This is a genomic window from Streptomyces caniferus (assembly GCF_009811555.1).
Taxonomy (GTDB): Bacteria; Actinomycetota; Actinomycetes; order Streptomycetales; family Streptomycetaceae; genus Streptomyces; species Streptomyces caniferus.
On record NZ_BLIN01000005.1, the window covers coordinates 2189931 to 2215727 of the forward strand.

Genomic DNA, 25797 nt, shown 5'->3' on the forward strand with positions numbered 1-25797 from the left:
ACCTCCCAACCTAATTGATCAGCGCACGGTGGGGGCACCTCCCACTCGAGCGAAGCCGAGAGTGGTGGAAGGTATCTGTCCGCCGTCGGACGAGGCGCTGTCGGGCGCCTGAAGAACAGGTAGCAGCACGACGGTGCCCAGCGCCGGCAGCCCGGCGGCCGGCCGGTTCTCGACGACCACCACCAGGGTCGCGACCAGCGCACCGATACCGACGTCGGCCGGCGCCACCGACAGACAGAAGGCGCGCAGCACCCGGTCGCGCCACAACTGGCGCAGCCCGTCGGCGTTTTCGCGCCGGAGGGTGCGCCCCGCCGTGGCCGGGCGGGCGGACGGCGGGGCGGCGTGCGGAGAGGCGACCAGGGCCGCCGCGAGGAGGTACGTGGCGGCATCGGCGAGGAACGGCAGCGCGGCACCGAGCGCGATGAGCACCGGCGCCGGCGGCCCGCCGACGAACCGGCCGGTCAGCTCCTGACCGGTCATCAGGCGGGCATTGGCGAGGTCCAGCGCCTCCTGGGGCACCACCACCGGCAGCAGGGCCGTGGCGGCGTTGTCGAAGAGCGTCTGGAGGGTGGTGAGCGCGAAGGAGAGGGCGAGCAGCGACAGCGCCGTACCGCGCAGTGCGTCACCGAAACGGGAGACGGCGGCGGCGCCCCATAACCGGCCGAAGCCGCCGTGCCAGGTGAGCGCGCCGGCTCCGGCCGTGCCTCCCGCTTCCACCTCCGCCGTGCTCCGCGTCATGCCGCCGCCCCCGTCCGCCTGATGTGCTTACGGAAAACGGTACGGGCGACCACTGACAGTCGCCCTCGGGCAGCTTCCCCGGCCGTCTCCTCGGAAGCGGCCCGGTGCGGCTCGGCACGGCCGGGGCGGGAGGAAACCGCCGCTCGCGAGGGCGCACGAACGCGAACGGCCCGGCCGGAGGGCGGTGTGTCCCTCCGGCCGGGCCGGCCGGTGCGTGTGCGGGTCCGTCAGATCTCGCCGCGGAGCTTGGCGAGTGCCTCCGCGAGGATCGCCTCGCCGTCGGCGTCGCTGCGCCGCTCCCGGACGTAGGCGAGGTGGGTCTTGTACGGCTCGGTGCGCGGCGGGTCCGGCGGGCTCTCCCGGTCCTTGCCTGCCGGGAAACCACAGCGCGGGCAGTCCCAGGTGTCCGGAACCTGCGCGTCGCCGGCGAAGCTGGGCTGCGTCTCGTGCCCGTTGGAGCACCAGAAGGAGATGCGGGTGCGCGGCGCGGACTCGCCGCGCTCGGCCTCCCCCATCGGCCCCGCCCCGACCCGACTTCCTCGGATCGCGTTGCCACTTGCCACGGTCGTAACTCCCTGCGTAATGGTGCTGCACAGCCTCTCGCAGCAGCTGCGCTGCGGAACGCCCCAGTCTACGTAAGGCCCAACGCGCGTCCAGTGGCTGGAGTTACCCGTCCGAGGACGCCTCCCTCATGATAGGCCGCGTCTCCGACGCTGTGTCAGTTGCCGAGCTTCATCAGAATGCCAAGCACGACAATGCAGGCGAACCACAACAGACCGATCACGATGGTGATGCGGTCGAGGTTGCGCTCGGCGACCGAGGAGCCACCGACCGAGGACTGCATGCCGCCACCGAACATGTCGGACAGGCCGCCGCCCTTCCCCTTGTGCATGAGCACCAGCATCATCAGCAGCAGGCTGAAGACGATGAGGGCGATCGAGAACCCGATGACCACGGCTGGACCAACTCTCTAGGACTGACGGACGGACGTATGGATCACGATATCTGCACCAAAGGGTGCGGGGCCGGGGGCGGCGCTGCTGCACCGGTCCCGGCCCCGACAGGGTACGACGAGGGTTCCCCCTCGTCATAGCTGCTACTGGTCGCGGAAGCGGACGATCTTCACGAACTCGTCCGCGTCCAGCGCCGCGCCGCCGATCAGCGCGCCGTCGACGTCGGGCTGCGCCATGATCGCGGCGACGTTGCCGGACTTGACCGAGCCGCCGTACTGGATGCGGACCTTGTCGGCCAGCTCCTGGCTGTAGAGCTCGGCGAGGCGGCCGCGGATGGCACCGCAGACCTCCTGCGCGTCCTCGGGGGTGGCGACCTCGCCGGTGCCGATGGCCCACACCGGCTCGTAGGCGATCACGATGGTCTCGGCCTGCTCGGCCGGGACGTCCGCCAGGCCGCCGTCGACCTGGGCGAGCGTGTGCGCGACCTGGTTGCCGGCCTTGCGCACGTCCAGGCCCTCGCCCACGCACAGGATCGGGGTGATCCCGTTCTTGAAGGCGGCCTTGACCTTGGCGTTGCAGATCTCTTCGTTCTCGCCGTGGTACTGGCGGCGCTCGCTGTGCCCGACGGCCACGAAGGCGCACTTGAGCTTGGACAGCATCGCGCCGGAGATCTCGCCGGTGTAGGCACCGGAGTCGTGCGCCGAGATGTCCTGGGCGCCGTACTTGATCTTGAGCTTGTCGCCGTCGACCAGCGTCTGCACCGACCGCAGGTCGGTGAAGGGCGGCAGGACCGCGACCTCTACGGCGTCGAAGTCCTTGTCGGCGAGGGCGAAGGCGAGCTTCTGGACGTGGGCGATGGCCTCGAGGTGGTTGAGGTTCATCTTCCAGTTGCCCGCCATCAGCGGGGTACGGTCAGTCACGTTGTTCAGTCCTCCAGAGCGGCAAGGCCGGGGAGCGTCTTGCCTTCGAGGTATTCGAGGCTGGCGCCGCCGCCGGTCGAAATATGGCCGAATGCATTCTCGTCGAAGCCCAGCAGGCGCACGGCAGCGGCCGAGTCACCGCCGCCGACGACGGTGAAGGCGTCCGAGTCCAGCAGACCCTGCGCGACGGCCTTGGTGCCGCCGGCGTAGTCGGGGTGCTCGAAGACGCCCATCGGACCGTTCCAGAAGACGGTGCCCGCGTCGGCGAGCTTCGCGGCGTAGAGCTCGCGGGTCTTCGGGCCGATGTCCAGGCCCTCCTTGTCGGCCGGGATGGCGTCCGCGGCGACGATGTCGGGGTTCGCCGGGGCCTTGGTCTTCAGGTCCGGGAACTCGGCGGAGACCAGCACGTCGACGGGGAGGACGAACTCCACACCGCGCTTCTCGGCCCGTGCCAGGTACTCCAGGCAGACCGGGACCTGGTCCTCCTGCAGCAGCGAGATGCCGACCTCGTGGCCCTTGGCCTTGAGGAAGGTGTACGCCATGCCGCCGCCGACCAGGATGCGGTCGGCCTTCTCGACGAGCTGGTCGATGACGGCCAGCTTGTCGGAGACCTTGGCACCACCCAGCGCGACGACGTAGGGGCGCTTGACGTTCTCGGTGAGCTTCTTGAGGACGGCGACCTCGGCCGCGATCAGGTCACCGGCAGCATGCGGAAGGCGCTGGGGCAGGTCGTAGACGGAGGCGTGCTTGCGGTGCACGGCGCCGAAGCCGTCGCCCACGTACAGGTCGGCGAGGGCGGCGAGCTGGTCGGCGAAGGCGCCGCGCTCGGCGTCGTCCTTGCTGGTCTCGCCGGCGTTGAAGCGGAGGTTCTCCAGCACCGCCACCTGACCGTCGGCGAGGCCCTCGGTCACGGAGCGGGCGGAGTCCCCCACCGTGTCGGTCGCGAAGGCCACGTCCTGCCCGAGGATCTCCCCCAGCCGCCGGGCCGCGGGGGCCAGCGAGAAGGCCGGGTCCGGGGCGCCCTTGGGACGGCCCAGGTGCGAGGCGACGATCACCTTGGCGCCGCGCTCGACGAGCTTGGCGATCGTCGGGGCGACGGCGCGGATCCGGCCGTCGTCGGTGATGGTGGTGCCGTCCAGCGGCACGTTCAGATCAGCGCGGACAAAGACGCGCTGTCCGGCGACCTGGAGGTCGTCGATCGTCTTCATGAGGAAGTGACTCCGTTTGCGTAGGTCGGTCACGGGACGGGGCCCGTACGACGCATCTTCGCGTCATACGAGCCCCGTCCTCACATCTCGGTGCCTCGGGTGTCAACCAGTGGTCAGAGCTGGCCGCCGACGAAGGTGGTCAGGTCCACCAGGCGGTTGGAGTAGCCCCACTCATTGTCGTACCAGCCGACGACCTTGACCTGCTTGCCCTGCGACATCGTCAGGGAGGAGTCGAAGGTGCAGGAGGCCGGGAAGTTCACGATGTCCGAGGAGACGATCGGGTCCTCGGTGTACTCGAGAATGCCCTTGAGCTGACCCTCGGCGGCCTTCTGGAACGCGGCGTTGATCTCGTCCTTGCTGACCTCGCGGTCGAGCTCCAGCACCAGGTCGGTGACCGAACCGGTGGGGACCGGGACGCGCATGGCGATGCCGTCCAGCTTGCCCTTGAGCTGCGGGAGGACCAGGGCGGTGGCCTTCGCGGCACCGGTCGAGGTCGGGATGATGTTCTCCGCGGCGGCCCGGGCGCGACGCAGGTCGCTGTGCGGGAAGTCCAGGATGCGCTGGTCGTTGGTGTACGCGTGGACCGTGGTCATCAGGCCCTTGACGATGCCGAAGTTCTCGTCGAGCACCTTCGCCATCGGCGCCACACAGTTGGTGGTGCAGGAGGCGTTGGAGATGACGTGGTGCTTGGCCGCGTCGTACTTGTCGTTGTTGACGCCCATCACGATCGTGATGTCCTCGTCCTTGGCGGGCGCGGAGATCAGGACCTTCTTGGCGCCGGCCTGGATGTGCTTGTCGGCGTCGGCCTTCTTGGTGAAGATGCCGGTCGACTCGATGACGATGTCGGCGCCGAGCTCGCCCCAGGGGAGGTTCGCCGGGTCGCGCTCGGCCATCGTCTTGAAGGTCTGGTTGCCGACCGTGATGGTGTCGTCGGTGTGGCTGACGTCCTGCTTGAGGCGACCCAGAATGGTGTCGTACTTCAGCAGGTGAACCAGGGTGGCATTGTCGGTCAGGTCGTTGACACCGACGATCTCGATGTCCGCCCCCTGCTCCAGGAGCGCGCGGAAGTAGTTACGACCAATGCGGCCGAATCCGTTGATGCCTACGCGGATCGTCACGAACCGATCTCCTCGTTAGGTACGCCGATGGGTCACCGGCGAGCTGTATGGGCTGTCCCCGACCGCCTCCGACCCTACCCCCAATAAGAGACGTACGTGACATTGACAAACGGGCCTCGATACCCTCAAACGAGCGCCCCCTGTCGCGTCCTTCGGCACCCGCCCGCGCCGCTCCCGACAGCACCGATCCGGGAGTGACACGAGGGCGTGAGAAGGACACCGGGGGCGAACGCGACGCGGGTCGTCAGCCGACCATGCCCTCGGCGAGTTCCTCGGTGAGGTTGGACTCCGTGCCGGGGATGCCGAGGTCCTGGGCGCGCTTGTCGGCCATCGCCAGCAGCCGGCGGATCCGGCCGGCGACGGCGTCCTTGGTCAGCGGCGGGTCGGCGAGGGCGCCCAGCTCCTCCAGGGAGGCCTGCTTGTGCTCCATGCGCAGGCGGCCGGCCGCCGCGAGGTGCTCGGGCACCTCCTCGCCCAGGATCTCCAGGGCCCGCTGCACCCGGGCGCCGGCGGCGACCGCGGCGCGCGCCGAGCGGCGGAGGTTGGCGTCGTCGAAGTTGGCGAGGCGGTTGGCGGTGGCGCGCACCTCGCGGCGCATCCGCCGCTCCTCCCACGCGAGCACCGACTCATGGGCGCCGAGCCGCGTCAGCAGCGCGCCGATGGCGTCACCGTCACGGACGACGACGCGGTCCACGCCGCGCACCTCGCGGGCCTTGGCGCCGATGCCGAGCCGGCGGGCGGCGCCGACCAGCGCGAGGGCCGCCTCGGGCCCGGGGCAGGTGACCTCCAGCGACGAGGAGCGGCCGGGCTCGGTCAGCGAGCCGTGGGCCAGGAAGGCGCCGCGCCAGGCCGCCTCGGCATCGCAGGTCGCGCCGGAGACCACCTGTGGTGGCAGCCCGCGGATGGGCCGGCCGCGGCCGTCCACCAGACCGGTCTGGCGCGCCAGCTGGTCCCCGCCGGCCACGACCCGGACGACGTAGCGGCTGCCGCGCCGCAGGCCGCCGGGGGCCATCACCACCAGGTCGGAGCTGTGCCCGAAGATTTCCAGGATGTCCTTGCGCAGCCGCCGGGCGGCGATGCCCGTGTCCAGCTCCGCCTCGATCACGATGCGCCCGCTGACCAGGTGCAGACCGCCCGCAAACCGCAGGATCGACGAGACCTCCGACTTCCGGCAGCAGGTCCGGGTGACGGGGAGCCGGGAGATTTCATCCTTCACCGCTGCCGTCATCGCCATGGGCCGATCCTTCCATGCATCCGAAAAATACGGTCGTACGCGGCTGCCAGCAGCTCCGGGTCGTGCCGGTCGGGGGCTCCCCCGGCGCTCGACCGGGCGTCGTCTCCTTGTGCGGCGACCGCCGCCAGCTCGACCTCGCTGCCGACCAGCTGCTTGGCGGCAACCGTCAGACCTTCGATGTCGGGCACGGCGGCCTTGTCGGCCAGCACCACGTCGAAGGCGAGTTTAGGGGCGTGTCGGGCCAAAACCTCCAAATGACGCTGCGGGGAGAAGCCATCGGTTTCGCCCGGTTGGGGCGCAAGGTTGAGCGAAAGGACCTTTCGGGCCTTGGTCTCCTCCAGCGCTTCGCGCAGCTCGGGCACCAGCAGATGCGGGATCACGGAGGAGAACCAGGAACCCGGTCCGAGCACCACCCAATCGGCGTCACGCACCGCGGCGACGGCCTCCGGGACGGCCGGCGGGTCCTCGGGGACCACATGGACGGACTGCACCTCACCGCGGGTGAGCGCGACGGTGGCCTGGCCGCGGACCGTGGTGATCGCGTCCGGACGGCCCTCGTCATGGCCCTTGACCTGGGCCTGGAGCTCCAGGGGCACCGCCGACATGGGCAGCACCCGGCCGTGCGCGCCGAGCAGCTTGCCGACCAGGTCGAGCGCCTGGACATGGTCGCCGAGCTGCTCCCACAGGGCGACGATCAGCAGATTGCCGACCGCGTGGTCGTGCAGCTCGCCCTCGCTGGTGAAGCGGTGCTGGATCACCCGGGACCAGGTCTGGCCCCAGTCGTCGTCGCCGCACAGTGCGGCCAGCGCCTTGCGCAGGTCGCCGGGCGGCAGGACGCCCAGCTCGTCGCGGAGCCGGCCGCTGGAGCCGCCGTCGTCGGCGACCGTGACGACGGCGGTCAGGTCACCGGTGATACGGCGCAGCGCGGTGAGTGAGGCGGACAGGCCCATGCCGCCGCCCAGTGCCACCACCTTGGGGGTGGCCCCCTTCGTCATACGGCCGCTGGGTACGAGGCGCCGGACCCTGCGCAGCCGTGGGGCACGCCCGCTCACTCGCGCCCCATGTCCCGGTGGACGACGACGGTTTCCACCCCTTCGGAGACCAGCCGGCGGGCGAGCTTCTCGGACATCGCGACACTGCGGTGCTTGCCGCCCGTGCAGCCCACGGCGATGGTCACATAGCGCTTGCCCTCACGGCGGTAGCCCTCGGCCACGATCCGCAGCAGCTCGGCGTAGCCGTCCAGGAACTCCTTGGAGCCCGGCTGGCTGAAGACGTAGTTGGAGACCTCGTCGTTGAGACCCGTGAAGGGGCGCAGCTCGGGGACCCAGTGCGGGTTGGGGATGAAGCGGCAGTCGATGACCATGTCGGCGTCGACCGGCAGGCCGTACTTGAAGCCGAAGGACATGACCGTGGCGCGCAGCTCGGGGACCTCTTCGCCGGCGAACTGGGCGTCCATCTTGGCGCGCAGTTCATGGACGTTGAGGCTGGAGGTGTCGATGACCAGGTCGGCGTCGCCGCGCAGCTCGCGCAGCAGATCGCGCTCGGCGACGATGCCGTCGACGATCCGGCCGTCGCCCTGGAGGGGGTGCGGGCGGCGCACCGACTCGAAGCGGCGCACCAGGGCCTCGTCGGAGGACTCCAGGAAGACGATGCGGCGCTTGACGTTCTGCGCGTCGAGGGTGGCCAGCGACTCCTTGAGGTTGGCGAAGAAGCGGCGGCCGCGGACGTCGACGACGACCGCGATCCGGGCGACGTTGCCCTGCGAGCGGGCGCCCAGCTCGACCATCGGGGCGATCAGCTCGGGCGGGATGTTGTCGACCACGAACCAGCCGAGGTCCTCCAGACACTTCGCGGCCGTACTGCGGCCGGCGCCGGACATCCCGGAGATGATCACCAACTCGGGGATCGCGGCGCTCTCGCCCTGGTCGGTCGTGCCCGTACTCACCTGTGCACCGTCTCTCTCGGTTTCCTGCGCTTCGTGCGGTGTGCTCATCGTTCCTGCCCCCGTTCTGCCGACAACGCGGCCGGTGGGGCCCCGTCATCCTCAATGATCTCTCCTGTGGCGGTGTTCACCGCGGGGGCGGACGGCGCCGCCCCGGCGAGCGCCGCGGCGACCGTCTCCGCGGTCTTGCGGCCGACGCCCGGCACCTCGCAGATCTCGTCGACCGTCGCGGCCCGCAGCTTCTTCACCGAGCCGAAGTGTTTGAGCAGTGCCTGGCGGCGGGTGTCGCCGAGGCCGGCGACGGCGTCGAGCGGCGAGGACTTCAGCCGCTTGGTGCGCTTGCTGCGCTGGTAGGTGATGGCGAAGCGGTGCGCCTCGTCGCGGACGCGCTGGAGGAGGTAGAGGCCCTCGCTGCTGCGCGGCAGCACGACCGGGTCGTCGTCCTCGGGCAGCCAGACCTCTTCGAGGCGCTTGGCCAGGCCGCAGACCGCGACATCGTCGATGCCGAGTTCGTCCAGGGCCCGGCGGGCGGCCGCGACCTGGGGGGCGCCGCCGTCGACGACCACGAGCTGGGGCGGGTAGGCGAACCGCTTGGGGCGGCCGTCCTCGTCGGTCGGGCGGCCGGCCAGGGGGTCCGTCTCCAGGTCGTCGGCGAGGGCCGTGACCGGACCGCTGCCGGGTGTGACGCCGGTGTCGGGTGTGACACCGCTGCCGTTGACGCCGGTGCCGTCCGCGGGGGCGTTCCCGGCCGGCTCCTCCGTCCACTCGCCGGACTTCTGCTTCTCCTGGAGATAGCGCTTGAAGCGGCGGCCGATGACCTCGTGCATGGACCGGACATCGTCCTGGCCCTGGAAGGTCTTGATCTGGAAGCGGCGGTATTCGCTCTTCCGGGCGAGACCGTCCTCGAACACCACCATCGAGGCCACGACGTCGTCGCCCTGGAGGTGGGAGATGTCGAAGCACTCGATGCGCAGCGGTACCGCGTCCAGGCCGAGCGCCTCGGCGATCTCCTCCAGGGCGCGGGAGCGGGTGGTGAGGTCGGAGGCGCGCTTGGTCTTGTGCAGCGCCAGGGCCTGCTGGGCGTTGCGGCCGACCGTGGCCATCAGGTCCTTCTTGTCGCCGCGCTGCGGGATGCGCAGCGAGACCTGGGAGCCGCGGCGCTCGGAGAGCCACTGCGCGATCGGCTCGACGGGCTCGGGGAGCGCCGGGACCAGGACCTCCTTGGGGACGGCGTCGCCCCGCTCCTCGCCGTACAGCTGCTGGAGGGCGTGCTCGACGAGACCGCTGGTGGTGACGGCCTCGACCTTGTCCGTCACCCAGCCGCGCTGGCCGCGCACCCGGCCGCCGCGGACGTGGAAGATCTGGACGGCGGCTTCGAGTTCGTCCTCGGCGACGGCGATCAGATCGGCGTCCGTGGCGTCGGCGAGCACCACGGCGCTCTTCTCCATGGCCCGCTTGAGCGCCCCTATGTCGTCCCGCAGCCGGGCGGCGCGTTCGTACTCCATCTCCTCGGCGGCCTTCTGCATCCGGCGCTCCAGGCGGCGGATGTACGCGCCGGTGCGGCCGGCCATGAAGTCGCAGAACTCCTCGGCGAGTTCGTGGTGCTCCTCGGCGGAGACCCGCCCGACGCAGGGGGCCGAGCACTTGCCGATGTAGCCGAGCAGACAGGGGCGGCCGATCTGCGCGGAGCGCTTGAAGACGCCGGCGGAGCACGTCCGTACGGGGAAGACGCGCAGCATCAGGTCGACGGTCTCGCGGATGGCCCAGGCATGGCCGTACGGACCGAAGTAGCGCACGCCCTTCTTCTTGGCGCCGCGCATGACCTGGACCCGCGGGAACTCCTCGTTGAGGGTCACCGCGAGGTACGGATAGCTCTTGTCGTCGCGGTACTTGACGTTGAACCGCGGGTCGAACTCCTTGATCCAGGTGTATTCGAGCTGGAGCGCCTCGACCTCGGTGGAGACGACGGTCCACTCCACGGCGGCCGCGGTGGTGACCATCGTGCGCGTCCGCGGATGGAGGCCGGCCAGGTCCTGGAAGTAGTTGGCCAGGCGCTGGCGCAGGCTCTTGGCCTTGCCGACGTAGATGACCCGGCCGTGTTCGTCGCGGAACTTATAGACCCCCGGCGAGTCGGGGATCTGTCCCGGCTTGGGTCGATAGCTGCTGGGGTCTGCCATGCACACCACCCTACTGACCGGGACCGACAATCACCGTTCCCGGACCATGCTCGTCCGCCACCGGCGGCGGCCCGGGCCGGGAGCGACGGGGCCGGCGTGCCGGGGCGGGCCGGCACCCCCCCGACCCGGCGCGCGGCCGGGCCCGGCACAACCGACCGTCCGCCCCGGCACGACGGCCGGCCCGCCCCGCCCCCGAACCCCTCAGCCGCTCCGCCGCCTGCGCAGCGCCGCCGAGGCGGACAGTGCCAGGGCGAGCAGGGCGGCGGTGCCCGCCACGGTCGTGGCGGCGATCACCGGGAGGCTGTCGCCCGCGAGCGTGGCCGCCGTGACGGGCGGGGGGACGTGCGGCTCCCGCGGCCCGGCCCCGGCGGTGGCCGCCGGCCCGTAGCCGCCGGCCTCGCCGCGCCGGTCGTACGCGGAGCCGGGGAGCTTGTCCCCGTAGGCCCGCACCACCCGCTTCCGGTAGGCGGCGAGGGTGGTGCCGTGCGCGCCGACGGCCTTGCGGGCGTCCGGGTCCAGCGGCTCGACCCGGTCGCCGTGCTGTACGTACCAGGCGTCGATCTGCGGTTCCTGGAAGACCGTGCCGCCCTCGGCCCGCGCGGCCCCGGCCGCGGTGTAGCGGGTCTCGTCGTCGCCGGCGGCGATGTTGACGACCTTCCAGGCGGCGCCCCGCCGTGCGGTCCACACCGAAGCCGTGCGGCCGTCGCCCGCGACGGCCTTGCTGGCGAGGAACTCCAGGCGGGCGACGGGAGCGCCGTCGCGGCCGCGGACGAAGTCCGGTGACAGGACGTAGACGGGCACGGCGCCGCCCTCGATGTGCGGCGCGGCCTGCGCGGCGCCGGGAGCGGCGGCGGGCGCACCGCCGTGCTTCCGTTCGGCGGCGAAGAACCGGGCGACGGTCTCCAGCGTCGCGGGGTCGGTGGCCGCCGCGTGCGCGGCGGTGACGCTCGCCGGGGCGGGTGTCCGGGGCACGGGGACGGGTGCGGCCAGGGCGAGATGCGGGGTGAGGCCGAGGAGGACCGTGGCGGACGTGCCGGTGGCGACGGCGCGGAGGGCGGTGCGGACGGCGGTGCGCTTCGTCATGGCCTCAGGCTCCTATCCGGTACAGGGAGTGTGTCCAGGAGAAGGAGCTGCCGTTCACGTAGTAGTCGAAATCGCCCCAGTTGTAGCGATTGTTGGTCGACCATGGATCACCCCAGTACACCCAGTGGCGGTCCGTGTCATATCCGTAAATCACATGCATATGGCCACCCCCGGAGGACCACTGGATGCGGGTCTCGACGGGCCGGCCGGCGTCGATCTCGCTCCGCACGGTGTCGTCGCGGAGCCAACCGGCCACGTAGGAACCGGAGTTGATGCCCATCCAGGCGAAGGCGTTCTGCACATTGCCGAGAGTGGCTTGGTCATTGGGGCAGGCGGTGCCCTGCCCGCGGCCGAAGGCGGCATTGCAGAACTGGTTCTGGCTGTAGTTCCTGCCGTACCAGGCCGCGATGGTGTTGCCGGAGCCCGCCCAGCACCAGTTGGTCTGTTCCTGGGCCTGCATGGCGATGTCGAGGCGGTGAGTGGCACCGGATGCGGCGGCCGGCCGGGGGGCGGCGGCGTACGCCGGGGGCGCGACGGGGGTGGCGAAGGCGGCGGTCGTCCCGGTGAGCAGGGTCAGTGCGGCGGCGGCGAGCGCCGCGGCCGACAGCCCTCTGCGGCGGGAACGGCGTGCGTGGGGTGCACGGGTCATGGCGTTCCTCCGAACTTGGGCCTGTCTTCAAAATCCCGTCGTTCGCCCGCAAGGCAGGCGGGACTTTGACGACAGGCCCTAGGGGGGGGTGAGGGGGAGAGGAGCGCATCCGGATGCTGCTGAGGAGCATCAAGTGTTGTCGCAGGCAGGTCAACACGCTTGAATGCGGGATGACATGGGGGGTGTGGACGGACCGCTCCGCATGTGAACGGCCGGTGCCCGGCGTACTGCGGTGAACAGGCAGGCAGAGCGTGCAGCGTGCGATCCGGTTGTGAACGTTCACCCGCGCGCCGGAGGATGGAAGCAATGGCACAGAACACCCCCCGGTCGGCCGAGCTGGCCCAACTGCTGCGGACCGGGCCGTTCCATCTCGCGCTGCGCTCGGCGCTCACCGAACGGGGGCTCGCCCTCACCCGCGTTCAGCACAAGCTCGCCCAGCGCGGCATCACCATCGGGGTGACCAGCCTGAGTTACTGGCAGCAGGGCGCCCGGCGGCCGCAGCGCCCCGAGTCGCTGCGGGCGGTGCGCGCCCTGGAGGACGTCCTCGACCTGCCGGCGTACTCGCTGCACCGGCTGCTGGTCCCGGAGGGCGGCGCCCCTATCGAGGCCGAGCGGCCGCCCGCCCGCGCGTACCGCTCACTGATCGCGCCCGCCACCGCGCTGCAGCAGCTGTTCGCCGAGCTGGAGGCCCCCGTGGACGGCGGACTGCACACCGTGGGCCATCACGAACGGGTCCGGATCGGCCCCGAGCGCCGGCTGCTCGCCCGTGAATCGCTCCAGGTGGTGCGCGCCCACCGGGACGGCGTGGACCGCTATGTCGCCATCCACCGGGGCGAGGCGGGCTGCGATCCCTCCCGGGTACGGGTGCGGGCCGCGGAGAACTGCCGGCTGGGCCGGGTGCGCGGGCACGCCGAGGCCGGGGTGGTCGTCGCCGAGCTGCTCTTCGACGCCCGGCTGCGGGCCGGTGACACGCATGTCTTCGGCTACGCCTTCGAGGACGACAGCGGCGGCCCGAGCGCGGAGTACCTGCGCGGGTTCAGCTTCGCCGGCGGGCAGTACGTGCTGCAGGTGTGCTTCGACGAGGCGGCGCTGCCGGTGCGCTGCACCCGCTTCGCCCAGACCTCGGCGGGCGCCCCGCGCAGCGGCCGGCAGGAGCTGACGCTCAGCGGGCGGCACCGCGCCGTGCACCTCGTGGAGCAGGGGGTACGGCCCGGGATACTGGGCATCGCCTGGGACTGGGGGTGAGCCCCGGGGCGGCGCCGGCGGGCCGGGGCCTCAGCCCGCGATCAGCTTGCCGTCCTCGGCCTTGACCGGGACCTCGGGCAGCGGCTCGGTCGCCGGACCCTGGACGACCTTGCCGGTGGTGACGTCGAAGCGGCTGCCGTGGCAGGGGCAGCTGCCCTCCTTCTTCTCCACCTCGGCCAGGATGCAGCCGGCGTGCGTGCACTTGGCGCTGAAGCACTTGTAGGTGCCCTCGGCGGGCTGGGAGACGACGAGCCGGTCCTCGCGGTAGAGCTTGGCGCCGCCGACCGGCACGTCGGCGGCGGCCCCGAGGTCGACCGGCTTGTCGGGCACCGCCGAGGCGTTCGCGCCCGAGTCCCCCGGCGAGCAGGCCGCCAGACCGAAGCCGGCGGCGCCGGCGAGCGCGGCCCCCCGCAGCACGGTTCGGCGGGCGGGGGGCTGGCTCATGGCTGCTCCAGAGGTCACGGCGTCAGTGGCGGGCGGCTCACGACGATACCGGCACAGATCGCTCCGCTTCCGGCCGGGCCGGACGCCCCCGCAGCAGGTCCTGCTCGATCTCCTCCAGGCTGCGGCCCTTGGTCTCCGGCAGCAGCCGCTGCACGAAGAGGAACGCCAGCAGGGTCGTACCGGCGAAGAACAGGAAGTTGATGCCGGCGCCCCAGGCGTGCAGCAGCGAGGGGAACACCAGCGCCACGATCATGTTGAACAGCCAGTTGAAGAGCACGCACAGGCCGACCGCGGACGCCCGGATCCGCATCGGGAACAGCTCCGGCAGCATCACCCACTGCACCGGCCCCCAGGAGATCGCGAAGGACGCGATGTACAGCGCGATCCCCAGCAGGGTGAGCACGGAGAGCAGGGCGCCGTAGCCGAGTCCGGAGAGGTTGGTGACGGCCAGCAGCACCATCGCCGCACACATGCCCAGCGCGCCGCACAGCAGCAGCGGCTTGCGCCCCTTGCGGTCGATGAGCCGCATCGCCGGGAGCGTCATCAGCATGTTGAGGAGGCCGATGCCGACCTCGGCGAGGATCGCGCCGCCCGAGCCGAAACCGATGTCGGTGAGCAGGGTCGGCGCGTAGTAGATGATCGTGTTGATGCCGACGAAGTTCTGGAAGAGGACCAGCAGCATCCCCACGGCGAACACCGGACGCAGCCGGGGCGACAGCAGCCGCCGCAGGGTCAGCGGCTCGCTCTGCGCCCGCTCGGTGCGCTCGGCCCGCTCGATCTCCGCCAGCTCCTCCCCCGCCGCGCCGGCGTCGCCGCGCAGCCGGGTCAGCACCGTACGGGCCTCGTCGGCGCGGCCCTTGCCCACCAGCCAGCGCGGGCTCTCCGGCTGGGTGATGATGCCCAGCGCCAGCACGGCGGCCGGGACCACGCCGAGGCCGATCATCCAGCGCCAGGCCTCGGCGTCGGCCAGCAGGTAGTCGGTGACGTACGCGACGAAGATGCCGACCGTGACCAGCAGTTGCATCAGGGACGTCAGCCCGCCGCGCAGCTGCTTGGGGGCGAGTTCGGTGAGGTAGAGCGGGACGGCGACGGAGGCGATGCCGACGCCGATGCCGAGCACGAACCGGAAGGCGATCAGCGAGGCGGCATCGAAGGCGAAGGACGCGCCCAGCGTGCCGAGGATGAAGACCCCGGAGGCCGCGAGGATCAGCCGGCGGCGCCCCCATGAGTCGCTCAGCCGTCCCGAGAGACCCGCGCCGAGCATGGCGCCCACCAGGAGGCCCGAGACGACCAGACCCTCCAGGAGCGGGGTGAGGGGGATGTCGTTCTTGATGAAGAGCATGGCCCCGGAGATCACTCCGGTGTCATAGCCCCACAGGATGCCGCCGAGGGCCCCGAAGACCCAGATCAGTGCGTTCTTGATACGTGTGGGCACCGCGCTCAGCCCTTCTGCGGGGCGATGTGGATCTTGCGGCCGGTGCCCGCCCGGAACCGGGCCACCGCCTCGTCGAACCCGTCCAGCGGGTAGACGTCGCTGACCAGCGAGTCGATGTCCGCTGTGCCGAAGCCGGCGGCGAGCAGGTCGATGGCGGGCTGGAAGCTGTGGTGCACCGCCATCGAACCGATGATGTCGATCTCGTGGTGGTAGACGCGGTACGGCGAGAAGGACGCCGCACGCGCCGGGTCCGCGACGCCGAACTGCAGGAAGGTACCGCCGCGGCGCACCCGGCCCAGCCCGTCCTCGATGGCCGCGACGGCGCCGGTCGCATCGACCACGACCTCGAAGCCGGGCGGACGCCCGAGCCGGTCGGCGCTGGTCACCGCCGCGTCGGCCCCGAAGGACTCGGCGAAGGCCAGCCGCTCCTCGTTGAGGTCCACGACGGACACCGAGGCGGCGCCCGCGGTCCGTACGAGGGCGGCCATCATCAGGCCCATCGTGCCGGCGCCGTAGATCAGATAGTGCTCGCCGGACCGGCGCGGCAGCCGGTTGAGGCCGTGCACCGCACAGGACAGCGGCTCGACGAGTCCCGCCGCGGCCTCCGAGAGGCCGTCGGGCAGGACGTAACAGCAGCGCGCGGGGACGGCGACCAGCTCGGCGAAGCCGCCGGCGCGGGTGACGCCGATCGCGGTGTAGTCCTCGCAGAGGTTGCCGCGGCCGATCCGGCAGTAGTGGCAGGCGCCGCACGGCATGTTCGGGTCGACGGCGACCCGGTCCCCGACCGCCCGGCCGGTCACCGCCGCGCCCACCGCCACGATCTCGCCGGTCAGCTCGTGCCCGGGAACCAGCGGATAGACCGCGGCCGGCAGCTCACCGCCGAGGAGGTGCATATCGGTGCCGCACAGCCCACAGGACGTGACGCGCACGACCACCTCATCGGGCTCCGGGCGGGGGTCGGGCAGTTCGGCGACAGCGGTGCCGCCGGCCTTGCCCGGTGCGGTGACCACGAGAGCGCGCATCGGCGCCTCCTCACGACGTCGTGCGGGGATTGCGATGCCGGAAGGCAGCTTGGGCGTAAACGCTTACGCAAGCGTTTACGTTTCGGGCCGGGTGCTCGTAATGTGGTGGACTTCGCGGGAAGCGGCCGTGGGAGGCCGCGGCACCGACGGGGTGCCGCACGCTCGGGGAGGAAGAGCCGGATGACGACGATGACGGATGTGGCACGGCGCGCGGGGGTCTCCGTCGCGACGGTGTCGCACGTGCTGAACGACACCCGTCCGGTGCGCCCCGACACCCGCGCCGCGGTGCTCGGCGCCATCGAGGAGCTCGGCTACACCCACAACACCCTGGCCCGCTCCCTGGTCACCTCCCGCACCCGCTCGATCGGCCTGGCGGTCTCCGCGATCAGCAACCCGTACTTCACCGAGATCCTCCAGGGCGTCGAGGCCGGCGCCCTGGCGGCCGGCTACAGCCTGCTGCTCACCGATCCGCACGACGACCCGCGGCACGAGCGCACGGTCGTCCAGCTGCTGCACGAGCGCCGCGTGGACGGCATGATCGTGGCGCCGTCCGCGGAGCCCGCCGCGATGGTGGAGTATCTGGCCCGCCGCGAGGTGCCCACCGTGTTCCTGGACCGGCTGGTCGGCGACGACCACGACCAGGTGTGCGCCGAGAACTCCGGACCGGTGCGGCAACTGGTGGAGCATCTGGCCGAGTTGGGGCACACCCGGATCGGCCTGGTGGCCGGTCTGCCCGGCCTGAGCACGACCACCGAACGGGTCGAGGGCTACCGCGAGGGACTGCGCTCGCGCGGCCTGCCCTTCGCACCCGGGCTCCTCGCCGGCGGCAACTCCGAGGCGGCCGGCGCCCAGGACGCCACCCGCCGGCTGCTGGCCGCCCCGCAGCCGCCCACCGCGATCATCACCGCCAACAACGCGATGACCATCGGCGCGCTCCGTGCGCTGCGCGAGCTCGGCCTGGAGGTGCCCCGCGACATCGCGCTGGCCTGCTTCGACGACTTCTCGTGGGCCGATCTGTTCACGCCCCGGCTGACCGCGATCGCCCAGCCCAGCAAGGACATCGGGGCGGCAGCGGTCCGGCTGCTGCTGGAGCGCCTGGCGGAACCGGACCGGCCCCCGCGCACCGTCCGCCTCCCCTGCACCTTTGTGCACCGTACGTCGTGCGGCTGCGCCGAATCCGCCCCGGCCACGCCCCCGGCCGCCCAGGAAAGGAACCCCACCTCGTGATCGTCGTCGCCGGCGAGGCACTGATCGACCTCGTCCCCAGCCCGCAGGACACGTCCCCCTCCGTGGAGGGCCCGGGAGAAGCCCCCGCCGTGGACGGCCGGTTGCCGGCGCTGCTGCCGCGCCGCGGCGGCGGCCCGTACAACACCGCGGTCGCGCTGGGGCGGCTGGGCTCGCCCGCCGCGTTCTGCTCCCGGATCTCGACCGACAGCTTCGGCGAGGCGCTGCTCCAGGGGCTGCACCGCGGCGGTGTCGACACCTCCCTAATGCAGCGCGGCGGTGAGCCGACCACCCTCGCCGTGGCGGACATCAGTCCCGACGGGTCGGCGGGCTACGGCTTCTACGCGGACGGCACCGCCGACCGGCTCTTCACCCTGCCGCCGGCGCTGCCCGCCGCGGCCCGCGCGCTCTCCCTGGGCACCTGCTCGCTCGTCCTGGAACCGGGCGCGAGCGCGTACGAGTCCCTGCTGCGCCGCGAGGCCCGGCGCGGTGTCTTCACGGCGCTCGACCCCAACATCCGGCCCGGTCTGATCCCGGACCCGGACGCCTACCGGGCCCGTTTCCGCTCCTGGCTGCCCGATGTCGCCCTGCTGAAGCTGTCGGAGGAGGACGCCCTGTGGCTGGCCGGGGCCGGGGCCGGCGCCGCGCCGGGCGGCACGTGGGAGGCGGTCACCGCGGCGGCGAAGGAGTGGCTGGGCGCGGGGCCCGCGGCGATCGTCCTCACCCGTGGGGGCGACGGTCTGACGGTGCTGACGCGGGACGGCGGGGAGCTGACGGTCCCCGGCGAGCGGGTCACCGTCGTCGACACCATCGGGGCCGGCGACACGGTCAACGCCGCGCTCCTGCACCGCCTGGACGCCCACGACGCCCTGTCGTACGCCGCCGTCGCGGCGCTCGGTGACGACGACTGGTACGACATCCTGCGCTTCGCCGCCCGCGCGGCCGCCGTCACCTGCTCCCGCGCGGGAGCGGAACCCCCGTTCGCCACGGAGCTGGCGGCGTAGCGGCGAAAGGGGCCACGGCGCCGGGCGGGGGGACAACGGCCTGGGGACGCGGCGGCCCGGCGGGAAGCGGCGACCACCGTGGATCCGCGGCCCGGCGGGGCTCCGTCGTCCAGTCCTCCGCACCGAAGCGGGCCGCCACCACTCCCCGTACGGAGAAGCGGTGACGGCCCGGCCGGGTCCGTCCGGCGACGTCAGGAGGCCTTGCGGGCCCGCGCCGTCGTCTTCTTGGCCGCGGTCTTCTTAGCGGCCGTCGTCGCGGCAGTCTTCTTCGCCGCGGCCTTCTTGGCCACCGGCTTCTTCGCGGTGGCCCCTGTCGGCGCGGCATCGCTGACGCGGTCGCCGAGGATCTCCCGCAGGAACTTGCCGGTGTGGCTGGCCGGGATCGACGCGACGCCCTCCGGGGTGCCCTCGGCGACGACCAGGCCGCCGCCGTTGCCGCCCTCGGGGCCCATGTCGACGACCCAGTCCGCCGTCTTGATCACATCGAGGTTGTGCTCGATGACGATCACCGTGTTGCCCTTGTCCACCAGGCCGGACAGCACATTGATCAGCTTGCTGATGTCGTCGAAGTGCAGACCGGTGGTCGGCTCGTCGAGGACGTAGACCGTGCTGCCCGTCGAGCGCTTCTGGAGCTCGCTGGCCAGCTTGACGCGCTGCGCCTCACCGCCGGAGAGCGTCGGCGCGGACTGGCCGAGCCGGACATAGCCGAGGCCGACCTCGTTGAGCGTCTTGAGATGCCGGGCGATGGTCGGCACCGCCTCGAAGAAGCTCAGCGCCTCCTCGATGGGCATGTCCAGCACCTCGGCGATGGACTTGCCCTTGTAGTGGACCTCCAGCGTCTCCCGGTTGTAGCGCGCGCCATGGCAGACCTCGCACGGCACATACACATCCGGCAGGAAGTTCATCTCGATCTTGATCGTGCCGTCGCCGGAGCAGTTCTCGCAGCGGCCGCCCTTGACGTTGAAGGAGAAGCGCCCCGGCAGGTAGCCGCGGACCTTGGCCTCCATCGTCTCCGCGAAGAGCTTGCGAACATGGTCGAAGACGCCGGTGTAGGTGGCCGGGTTGGAGCGCGGGGTGCGGCCGATCGGCGACTGGTCGACATGCACGACCTTGTCCACCAGGTCGTCACCGGCCACCCGGGTGTGCCGGCCCGGCACCGACTTGGCGCCGTTCAGCTCGCGCGCCAGGTGGGTGTAGAGGATGTCGTTGACCAGCGTCGACTTGCCGGATCCGGAGACGCCGGTGACGGCGGTGAACACCCCGAGCGGGAAGGAGACGTCGATGTCGCGGAGGTTGTTCTCCTTCGCGCCGTGGACCGTCAGCTGCCGGGAGGGGTCGGCGGGCCGCCGGATGTCCGGGGTCGCGATGGACTTCTTGCCGGAGAGGTACTGGCCGGTGATCGACTCCTTGGTGGCCAGCAGCTGCTTCATCGGGCCGCTGTGCACGACCTTGCCGCCGTGCTCGCCCGCACCGGGGCCGATGTCCACGACCCAGTCCGCGACCTTGATGGTGTCCTCGTCGTGCTCGACGACGATCAGGGTGTTGCCCATGTCGCGCAGCCGCACCAGGGTCTCGATCAACCGGTGGTTGTCGCGCTGGTGCAGACCGATCGACGGCTCGTCCAGGACGTAGAGCACGCCCACCAGGCCGGAGCCGATCTGGGTGGCGAGGCGGATGCGCTGGGCCTCGCCACCGGAGAGGGTGCCGGCCGCGCGGTTCAGCGAGAGGTAGTCCAGGCCGACGTCGACCAGGAACTTCAGCCGCTCGTTGACCTCCTTGAGGACCCGCTCGGCGATCTTCTTCTCGCGGGCGGTGAGCCTCATGTCCCGCAGGAAGTCGGCGCAGTCGCTGATCGACATGGCCGCGACATCGGCGATCGACTTCTCCTGGACCGTGACGGCGAGCACGATCGGCTTCAGCCGGGTGCCCTCACAGGTCGGGCAGGGCACCTCGCGCATATAGCCCTCGAAGCGCTCCCGGCTGCTGTCGCTCTCCGCCTCGGAGTGCCGCCGCTTGACGAACGGGACGGCGCCCTCGAAGGGGGTGGTGTAGGCCCGCTGCCGGCCGTACCGGTTGCGGTAGCGCACCTCGATCTGGGTCTTGTGGCCGTTGAGCAGGGCCTTCTTGGCGCGGGTGGGCAGCCCGGCCCAGGGGATGTCCGTACGGAACCCGAGGGCGTCGGCCAGCGCGCCGACCAGGCGGCCGAAGTACTCCTTGGTGTGGCCGTGCGACCAGGGGTGGATGGCGCCCTCGTCGAGGGAACGGTCCTCGTCCGGGATGATCAGCTCGGGGTCGACCTCCATGCGCGTACCGATGCCGGTGCAGTCCGGGCAGGCGCCGAAGGGCGAGTTGAAGGAGAAGGAGCGGGGCTCCAGCTCCTCGAAGGAGAGATCGTCGTAGGCGCAGTACAGATGCTCGGAGTACATCCGCTCGCGCTGCGGGTCGTCCGCGTCCAGATCGACGAAGTCGAGGATCACCATGCCGCCGGAGAGCCCGAGGGCCGTCTCGACGGAGTCGGTCAGCCGCCGCTTGGCGGTCTCCTTGACCGTGAGGCGGTCGACGACCACCTCGATGGTGTGCTTCTCCTGCTTCTTCAGCTTCGGCGGCTCGGAGAGCTGGATCGTCTCCCCGTCGACCCGGGCCCGGCTGTAGCCCTTGGTCTGGAGGTCGGAGAAGAGATCGACGAACTCGCCCTTGCGCTCGCGCACCAGCGGCGAGAGCACCTGGAAGCGGCTGCCCTCGGGGAGTTCGAGCACCTTGTCGACGATGGCCTGCGGCGACTGCCGGGCGATCGGCCGCCCGCACTCGGGACAGTGCGGCTTGCCGATACGGGCGAAGAGCAGGCGGAGGTAGTCGTAGACCTCGGTGATCGTGCCGACCGTCGAGCGCGGGTTGCGCGACGTCGATTTCTGGTCGATCGATACCGCGGGGGACAGGCCCTCGATGAAGTCCACATCGGGCTTGTCCATCTGCCCGAGGAACTGCCGGGCATAGGAGGAGAGCGACTCGACATAACGCCGCTGCCCCTCGGCGAAGATCGTGTCGAAGGCGAGCGAGGACTTGCCCGACCCGGAGAGCCCCGTGAAGACGATGAGGGAGTCGCGGGGGAGGTCGAGCGAGACGTTCTTGAGATTGTGCTCGCGAGCGCCACGGACGATGAGACGGTCGGCCACGCCGGTCGGCACCTTTCTTGGAGGGGGGCGGAGGGCCGCGGCTCCTGCGTCCGCCGCGCGGTGGGTGAGCAGAGGCGACGGAGCGGAGCGGAGCCCCCGCCCCAGGGTATGGGGCCCGCCGCGGCACTGTCTTTGGGATGCCACACACGAGCCTATAGCACGCGCATTCGATTTAGAGGGCTCGCAAGTCCTCTTCACCCGAACGTGTGGCGGCCCCACAATCTTCCCGCCCCGCCACAGGCCCGTGCGCTGCAGGAACTCCCCCGTCAGACGAGACCGGACAGCGCCCGCTCCAGCGCATCGAACGTGCGCCGCAGCACCTCCGCCTGCCCAACGGCCACCTCGTCCACCGGGTCACCCCCGAGCTGCCGGGCCACCGCTTCGGCGCTCGCCGCCCGGATCCCCGCGACGATCAGCGCCGCGGCCAGCCGGGCCTCGCGGCCGGGGCGGTCCGCGTCGCCGCCCGCCGCCTCGGCCAGCAGCGCGGCCAGTGTGTCCTCCATCTCCTCGACCGCCTCGCGGCCCCGCGCGCGCAGCGCCGGCGAGTCCAGCACCGTGCGCCAGAAGTGCTCGAACCCCTCCCCCACGGCGGCCAGCGGATGCCGCTCGGCCAGCAGCCCGAGGGCGAGCCGGCGCAGCGCGGCGAGCGGCGACTCGTCCGCACCGCGCCCGCGGACAGCACGGGTGATCAGCTCCCGGGCCTCGGGGACCCGGTCGAGGAAGAGGTCCTCCTTGCGCGGGAAGTAATTGAAGACCGTCATCGTGGACACCTCGGCGGCGCGGGCCACCTCGGCGACGGTGACATGGTCGAAGCCGCGCCGGATGAACAGCAGCGTGGCCTCGCCGGAGATCCGCTGCCGGGTGCGCAGCTTCTTGCGCTCGCGCAGTGTCAGCCGCCCCTCGTCCGCGGTGAAACCGGTCGCCTCCCACCGGCCGCCGCTCCCGCCGTCCGCCGCCGCGTCACCGCCGCGCCGCTCTTCGTCCGTGGCGCCGTCTGTCGTGCCGTCCGTCATGGCCGGAATCCTAGCCCCGATTTTAGTCACAACAAATTTATAGTGACTACACTTACCTTCCATGAAGCATGACGCAGACGTAGTAGTGGCAGGGGGCGGCCCGGTGGGGCTGATGCTCGCCTGCGAACTCGCACTGGCCCAGGTGTCGGTCGTCGTCCTGGAGCGGCTGACCGACGTGGATACGACCATCAAGGCGGGGGCGATCAACTCCCCTACGGCAGAGGCCCTTTACCGGCGCGGGATGCTGCCCGGCCTCGCGGCGGCACAGCGCGACGCGTACGAGAGATTCCGCTCGTTCCTGCGGCAGCGCCAGGCCGCCGGCGCCACCGGGGTGCGGCAACCGCCGAAGTTCGCCGGGCACTTCGCGGGCATCATGCTGCGCGGCGATCTGCTGGACGAGTCCGACCCCGACTTCGACGGCCTCGGCCCCGCCGCCGAGGCCGGTTTCGTCCCGCAGGAGGCACTGGAGCGGCTGCTCGGCGCCCGCGCCGCCGAGCTGGGGGTCGACCTGCGCCGCGGGGTGACCCTGACCGGCTTCGACGCCGACGAGGACGGTGTGCACGTCCACACCTCGGACGGGTCGCTGCGCACCGGCTGGCTGGCCGGCTGCGACGGCGGCCGCAGTACCGTCCGCCGGCTCGCCGGCTTCCCCTTCCCCGGCACGGACCCGGAGATCACCGGCCACCAGGCCGTCGTCGAGATGACCGGCGCCGATGCCCTGGGCGCCGGCTGGAACTTCACCCGGACGGGGACGTACGTCCACGGCCCCGTGCCCGGCCGGATCCTCACCGTGGAGTTCGACGGGCCCCCCTCGGACCGCGAAGCCCCCCTCACCGCCGAGGAGTTGCAGACCGCCCTGCGGAAGGTGTCCGGCGTCGCGGACGTCACGATCCATACGGTGCACTCGGCGACCCGGTTCACCGACAACGCGCGACAGGTACCCGACTACCGGTCGGGGCGGGTACTGCTCGCCGGGGACGCGGCGCATGTCCACTCGCCCTTCGGCGGACAGGGGCTGAACCTCGGCCTCGGCGACGCCATGAACCTCGGCTGGAAGCTGGCCGCCACGGTGCGCGGCTGGGCGCCGGAGGGGCTGCTGGACACATACACGGCCGAGCGGCACCCCCTGGGCGCATGGGTACTGGACTGGACCCGGGCCCAAGTGGCGCTGATGCGGCCGGAGTCGCACGCCCGGGCGCTGCGCGAGGTGATCGCCGAACTGACCGGGACGACCACCGCCGCCACCTTCTTCGCCAAGAAGATCTCCGGGGTCCTGCAGCGCTACGACCTGCCCGGCGACCATCCGCTGACCGGTCGCAGCGCACCCGACCTGGAACTCTCCGACGGCACCCGGCTCGCGGAGCATCTGCACGGCGGGCAGGGGTTGTTGCTCGATCTCGCCGAGGACGCCGGGGTGCGCCGGCGCGCCACCGGATACGGGGAGCGCGTACGGGTGCTCTCGGCGCGCTGCCCGGAGCGGCCCGGACTGGCCGGCCTTCTGGTGCGTCCCGACGGCTGTACCGCCTGGGCGGCGGACTCCCCCGGCGGGCCGGGCACCCCGGACGAGCTGGACGCCGCGCTGCGGCGCTGGTTCGGGACGCCCGGCGAAGCCGCGGCCTGACCCCGGGCCCCCGCGGGCGGCGCGGAGCGGCGTACCCGGCCGGCCGGCGTGCGCTGCCGCTCCGCCCGCGTACCCCCCGATCGGCGCCGGCCCACTCCCGAACCCGCCCCGACGGCGCTAGCGTCGGACCATGACCCCCACCGCGCCTGACTTCCCGCACGATGTGGCAGCCGTCCGCGAGGCCACCGACCGGCTCCTGGTCTCGGTGAGCAAACTCGACGACGCGGCGATCGGCGAACCGTCGCTGCTGCCCGGCTGGACCCGCGGCCACGTCCTGTCCCATCTGGCCCGCAACGCCGACGCGCTGGGCAACCTCCTCACCTGGGCAACGACCGGTGTCCGGACGCCGATGTACGCCGGCCCCGAGGCCCGCGAGGCCGATATCGAGCGGGGCGCCGACCGGTCGCTGGCGGCGCATCTGGAGGACCTCAGACAGTCCGCGGCGCGGTTCGACACGGCGATGGACGCCCTGCCCGAGGCCCGCCGGACCTACGAGGTCGAGATGCGCAACAACGTCGTCGAGCGGGCCGACCGGCTGCCCCTGCGCCGGCTGGCCGAGCTCGAACTGCACCATGTCGACCTCGGCGTGGGCCACACCGTCGACCAGCTGTCCCCCTCCTTCGTCGACAGCGAACTGGCCTTCCTGGCCACGGTCAAGTTCGCCGGTCACCCGGATCTGCCCGCGCTGGAACTCCGGGCCGACGACGGCCGCCGGTGGCGCACCGGCCGTCTCGGCACCGGGCCGGGCGCCGAGGACGGGCCCGTGGTGGTGACCGGCTCCGCGGCCGCGCTGGTGGGCTGGCTCACCGGGCGCGGCGAGGGCGGCAAACTCGACAGTCACGGCTCCGTCCTGCCCGTGGTGCCGCCGCTCTAGAGTGGTCCCATGGGCTACAGCGGAGCAGTGAAGGTCGGCGGACCGGCCGACGTGCACGAGCTGACCGACCTGATGATCTCGAAGGTCGCGGTCGGTCCGATGGACAACAACGCCTATGTGCTGCGGTGCCGGGCGACCGATGAGCAGTTGCTGATCGACGCGGCCGCCGAACCGCACACCCTCCTCTCGCTGATCGGCGACAGCGGCATCCGATCCGTGGTCACCACGCACCGGCACGGCGACCACTGGGGGGCGCTGCGCGAGGTGGTCGATGCGACGGGTGCGCGGACCTATGCGGGGCGGTACGACGCCGAGGGCATTCCCGTGCCCACGGATGTGCCGGTCGAGGACGGCGACACCCTCACCGTCGGACGGGTGGAGCTGACCGCGCGCCACCTCGTCGGCCACACCCCGGGCAGCATCGCGCTGGTCTACGACGACCCGCACGGCGCCCCGCATCTGTTCACCGGGGACTGCCTGTTCCCCGGCGGCGTCGGCAACACCTTCGGCAGCGCCGAGAACTTCACCCGCCTGATCGACGACGTGGAGCGCAAGTTCTTCGGCGAACTCCCCGACGAGACCTGGGTCTACCCGGGCCACGGCAGCGACACCACCCTCGGCGCGGAGCGGCCGCAGCTCGCCCAGTGGCGCGAGCGCGGCTGGTAGCACGACGGCGGACTAGCGTACGGGCTCCCTCAGCGGCGGGCCCGTACGAGCGAC

At 71.7% G+C, this 25797-nt stretch carries 23 protein-coding genes; 6 read left to right on the plus strand and 17 right to left on the minus strand.

Going from position 1 to position 25797, the window contains the following annotated elements; all coding sequences use genetic code 11:
* Positions 1-18: 18 nt before the first annotated feature.
* The 12 genes from Scani_RS26270 to Scani_RS26325 form a co-directional block, all read right to left on the minus strand.
* Entirely contained in the window at positions 19-738 is a 720-nt protein-coding gene (locus tag Scani_RS26270) for a hypothetical protein (RefSeq protein WP_371872377.1), read from the minus strand.
* A 227-nt stretch (positions 739-965) separates the two neighbouring features.
* On the minus strand, positions 966-1301 hold the full coding sequence (locus Scani_RS26275) for an RNA polymerase-binding protein RbpA (protein WP_078518748.1): 336 nt from the start codon (positions 1299-1301) through the stop codon (positions 966-968).
* Between the two features lie 155 nt (positions 1302-1456).
* A complete protein-coding gene (gene secG, locus Scani_RS26280) occupies positions 1457-1693 on the minus strand; it encodes a preprotein translocase subunit SecG (protein WP_006606295.1) in 237 nt (78 codons plus the stop codon).
* Positions 1694-1834: 141 nt separating this feature from the next.
* Positions 1835-2611, minus strand: a complete 777-nt coding sequence (gene tpiA, locus Scani_RS26285; RefSeq protein WP_159480297.1) for a triose-phosphate isomerase — start codon at positions 2609-2611, stop codon at positions 1835-1837.
* Between the two features lie 5 nt (positions 2612-2616).
* Positions 2617-3819 carry a phosphoglycerate kinase gene (locus tag Scani_RS26290; RefSeq protein WP_159480298.1) on the minus strand — a complete coding sequence of 401 codons (1203 nt, stop codon included), beginning with the start codon at positions 3817-3819 and terminating at the stop codon, positions 2617-2619.
* Between the two features lie 113 nt (positions 3820-3932).
* On the minus strand, positions 3933-4937 hold the full coding sequence (gap, locus tag Scani_RS26295; RefSeq protein WP_159480299.1) for a type I glyceraldehyde-3-phosphate dehydrogenase: 1005 nt from the start codon (positions 4935-4937) through the stop codon (positions 3933-3935).
* Between the two features lie 244 nt (positions 4938-5181).
* On the minus strand, positions 5182-6171 hold the full coding sequence (whiA, locus tag Scani_RS26300) for a DNA-binding protein WhiA (RefSeq protein ID WP_018091880.1): 990 nt from the start codon (positions 6169-6171) through the stop codon (positions 5182-5184).
* Entirely contained in the window at positions 6162-7223 is a 1062-nt protein-coding gene (locus Scani_RS26305; protein WP_159480300.1) for a gluconeogenesis factor YvcK family protein, read from the minus strand. The genes whiA and Scani_RS26305 overlap by 10 nt, the downstream gene beginning before the upstream one ends.
* On the minus strand, positions 7220-8164 hold the full coding sequence (rapZ, locus tag Scani_RS26310) for an RNase adapter RapZ (RefSeq protein ID WP_159480301.1): 945 nt from the start codon (positions 8162-8164) through the stop codon (positions 7220-7222). The genes Scani_RS26305 and rapZ overlap by 4 nt, the downstream gene beginning before the upstream one ends.
* Positions 8161-10290, minus strand: coding sequence for an excinuclease ABC subunit UvrC (gene uvrC / locus Scani_RS26315; RefSeq protein WP_159480302.1), 2130 nt, complete (start codon positions 10288-10290; stop codon positions 8161-8163). Before uvrC ends, rapZ begins: the two co-directional genes overlap by 4 nt.
* 201 nt (positions 10291-10491) lie before the next feature.
* Entirely contained in the window at positions 10492-11373 is an 882-nt protein-coding gene (locus tag Scani_RS26320) for a hypothetical protein (protein ID WP_159480303.1), read from the minus strand.
* A gap of 4 nt (positions 11374-11377) precedes the next feature.
* Positions 11378-12022, minus strand: a complete 645-nt coding sequence (locus Scani_RS26325; protein WP_159480304.1) for a papain-like cysteine protease family protein — start codon at positions 12020-12022, stop codon at positions 11378-11380.
* Positions 12023-12328: 306 nt separating this feature from the next.
* On the opposite strand from Scani_RS26325, the gene Scani_RS26330 reads away from it, so the two are divergent.
* On the plus strand, positions 12329-13267 hold the full coding sequence (locus Scani_RS26330; protein WP_159480305.1) for a hypothetical protein: 939 nt from the start codon (positions 12329-12331) through the stop codon (positions 13265-13267).
* 30 nt (positions 13268-13297) lie between these two features.
* On the opposite strand, the gene Scani_RS26335 is transcribed toward Scani_RS26330, so the two are convergent.
* The 3 genes from Scani_RS26335 to Scani_RS26345 are packed head-to-tail and all read right to left on the minus strand — an operon-like array spanning position 13298 to position 16168.
* Positions 13298-13711: a Rieske (2Fe-2S) protein gene (locus Scani_RS26335; RefSeq protein WP_159480306.1), complete on the minus strand. Its 414-nt coding sequence runs from the start codon at positions 13709-13711 to the stop codon at positions 13298-13300.
* Positions 13712-13748: 37 nt separating this feature from the next.
* Entirely contained in the window at positions 13749-15146 is a 1398-nt protein-coding gene (locus Scani_RS26340; protein ID WP_159480307.1) for a sugar porter family MFS transporter, read from the minus strand.
* A gap of 5 nt (positions 15147-15151) precedes the next feature.
* Entirely contained in the window at positions 15152-16168 is a 1017-nt protein-coding gene (locus Scani_RS26345; protein ID WP_159480308.1) for a zinc-dependent alcohol dehydrogenase family protein, read from the minus strand.
* Between the two features lie 180 nt (positions 16169-16348).
* Here Scani_RS26345 and Scani_RS26350 point away from each other — a divergent pair, with 180 nt between their 5' ends.
* Together Scani_RS26350 and Scani_RS26355 are read left to right on the plus strand one after the other, a co-directional pair.
* Positions 16349-17395: a LacI family DNA-binding transcriptional regulator gene (locus tag Scani_RS26350; protein WP_159480309.1), complete on the plus strand. Its 1047-nt coding sequence runs from the start codon at positions 16349-16351 to the stop codon at positions 17393-17395.
* A complete protein-coding gene (locus Scani_RS26355; RefSeq protein ID WP_159480310.1) occupies positions 17392-18396 on the plus strand; it encodes a carbohydrate kinase family protein in 1005 nt (334 codons plus the stop codon). The genes Scani_RS26350 and Scani_RS26355 overlap by 4 nt, the downstream gene beginning before the upstream one ends.
* 191 nt (positions 18397-18587) lie before the next feature.
* On the opposite strand, the gene uvrA is transcribed toward Scani_RS26355, so the two are convergent.
* On the minus strand, positions 18588-21569 hold the full coding sequence (uvrA, locus tag Scani_RS26360) for an excinuclease ABC subunit UvrA (protein WP_159480311.1): 2982 nt from the start codon (positions 21567-21569) through the stop codon (positions 18588-18590).
* A gap of 266 nt (positions 21570-21835) precedes the next feature.
* Positions 21836-22582: a TetR/AcrR family transcriptional regulator gene (locus tag Scani_RS26365; protein WP_159480312.1), complete on the minus strand. Its 747-nt coding sequence runs from the start codon at positions 22580-22582 to the stop codon at positions 21836-21838.
* Between the two features lie 61 nt (positions 22583-22643).
* On the opposite strand from Scani_RS26365, the gene Scani_RS26370 reads away from it, so the two are divergent.
* The 3 genes from Scani_RS26370 (at position 22644) to Scani_RS26380 (ending at position 25743) form a co-directional block, all read left to right on the plus strand.
* A complete protein-coding gene (locus Scani_RS26370) occupies positions 22644-24203 on the plus strand; it encodes an FAD-dependent monooxygenase (RefSeq protein WP_159480313.1) in 1560 nt (519 codons plus the stop codon).
* A gap of 130 nt (positions 24204-24333) precedes the next feature.
* A complete protein-coding gene (locus Scani_RS26375; RefSeq protein ID WP_159480314.1) occupies positions 24334-25077 on the plus strand; it encodes a maleylpyruvate isomerase family mycothiol-dependent enzyme in 744 nt (247 codons plus the stop codon).
* A gap of 9 nt (positions 25078-25086) precedes the next feature.
* Positions 25087-25743: an MBL fold metallo-hydrolase gene (locus Scani_RS26380; RefSeq protein WP_159480315.1), complete on the plus strand. Its 657-nt coding sequence runs from the start codon at positions 25087-25089 to the stop codon at positions 25741-25743.
* The last annotated feature ends 54 nt before the right edge of the window (positions 25744-25797 follow it).

Coding starts and splice junctions, on each gene's coding strand:
- Scani_RS26270 (WP_371872377.1), bottom strand. CDS start 738: ATGACGCGGAGCACGGCGGAGGTGGAAGCGGGAGGCACGGCCGGAGCC.
- Scani_RS26290 (WP_159480298.1), bottom strand. CDS start 3,819: ATGAAGACGATCGACGACCTCCAGGTCGCCGGACAGCGCGTCTTTGTC.
- whiA (WP_018091880.1), bottom strand. CDS start 6,171: ATGGCGATGACGGCAGCGGTGAAGGATGAAATCTCCCGGCTCCCCGTC.
- rapZ (WP_159480301.1), bottom strand. CDS start 8,164: ATGAGCACACCGCACGAAGCGCAGGAAACCGAGAGAGACGGTGCACAG.
- uvrC (WP_159480302.1), bottom strand. CDS start 10,290: ATGGCAGACCCCAGCAGCTATCGACCCAAGCCGGGACAGATCCCCGAC.
- Scani_RS26320 (WP_159480303.1), bottom strand. CDS start 11,373: ATGACGAAGCGCACCGCCGTCCGCACCGCCCTCCGCGCCGTCGCCACC.
- Scani_RS26325 (WP_159480304.1), bottom strand. CDS start 12,022: ATGACCCGTGCACCCCACGCACGCCGTTCCCGCCGCAGAGGGCTGTCG.
- Scani_RS26330 (WP_159480305.1), top strand. CDS start 12,329: ATGGCACAGAACACCCCCCGGTCGGCCGAGCTGGCCCAACTGCTGCGG.
- Scani_RS26335 (WP_159480306.1), bottom strand. CDS start 13,711: ATGAGCCAGCCCCCCGCCCGCCGAACCGTGCTGCGGGGGGCCGCGCTC.
- Scani_RS26345 (WP_159480308.1), bottom strand. CDS start 16,168: ATGCGCGCTCTCGTGGTCACCGCACCGGGCAAGGCCGGCGGCACCGCT.
- Scani_RS26350 (WP_159480309.1), top strand. CDS start 16,349: ATGACGACGATGACGGATGTGGCACGGCGCGCGGGGGTCTCCGTCGCG.
- Scani_RS26365 (WP_159480312.1), bottom strand. CDS start 22,582: ATGACGGACGGCACGACAGACGGCGCCACGGACGAAGAGCGGCGCGGC.
- Scani_RS26370 (WP_159480313.1), top strand. CDS start 22,644: ATGAAGCATGACGCAGACGTAGTAGTGGCAGGGGGCGGCCCGGTGGGG.
- Scani_RS26375 (WP_159480314.1), top strand. CDS start 24,334: ATGACCCCCACCGCGCCTGACTTCCCGCACGATGTGGCAGCCGTCCGC.
- Scani_RS26380 (WP_159480315.1), top strand. CDS start 25,087: ATGGGCTACAGCGGAGCAGTGAAGGTCGGCGGACCGGCCGACGTGCAC.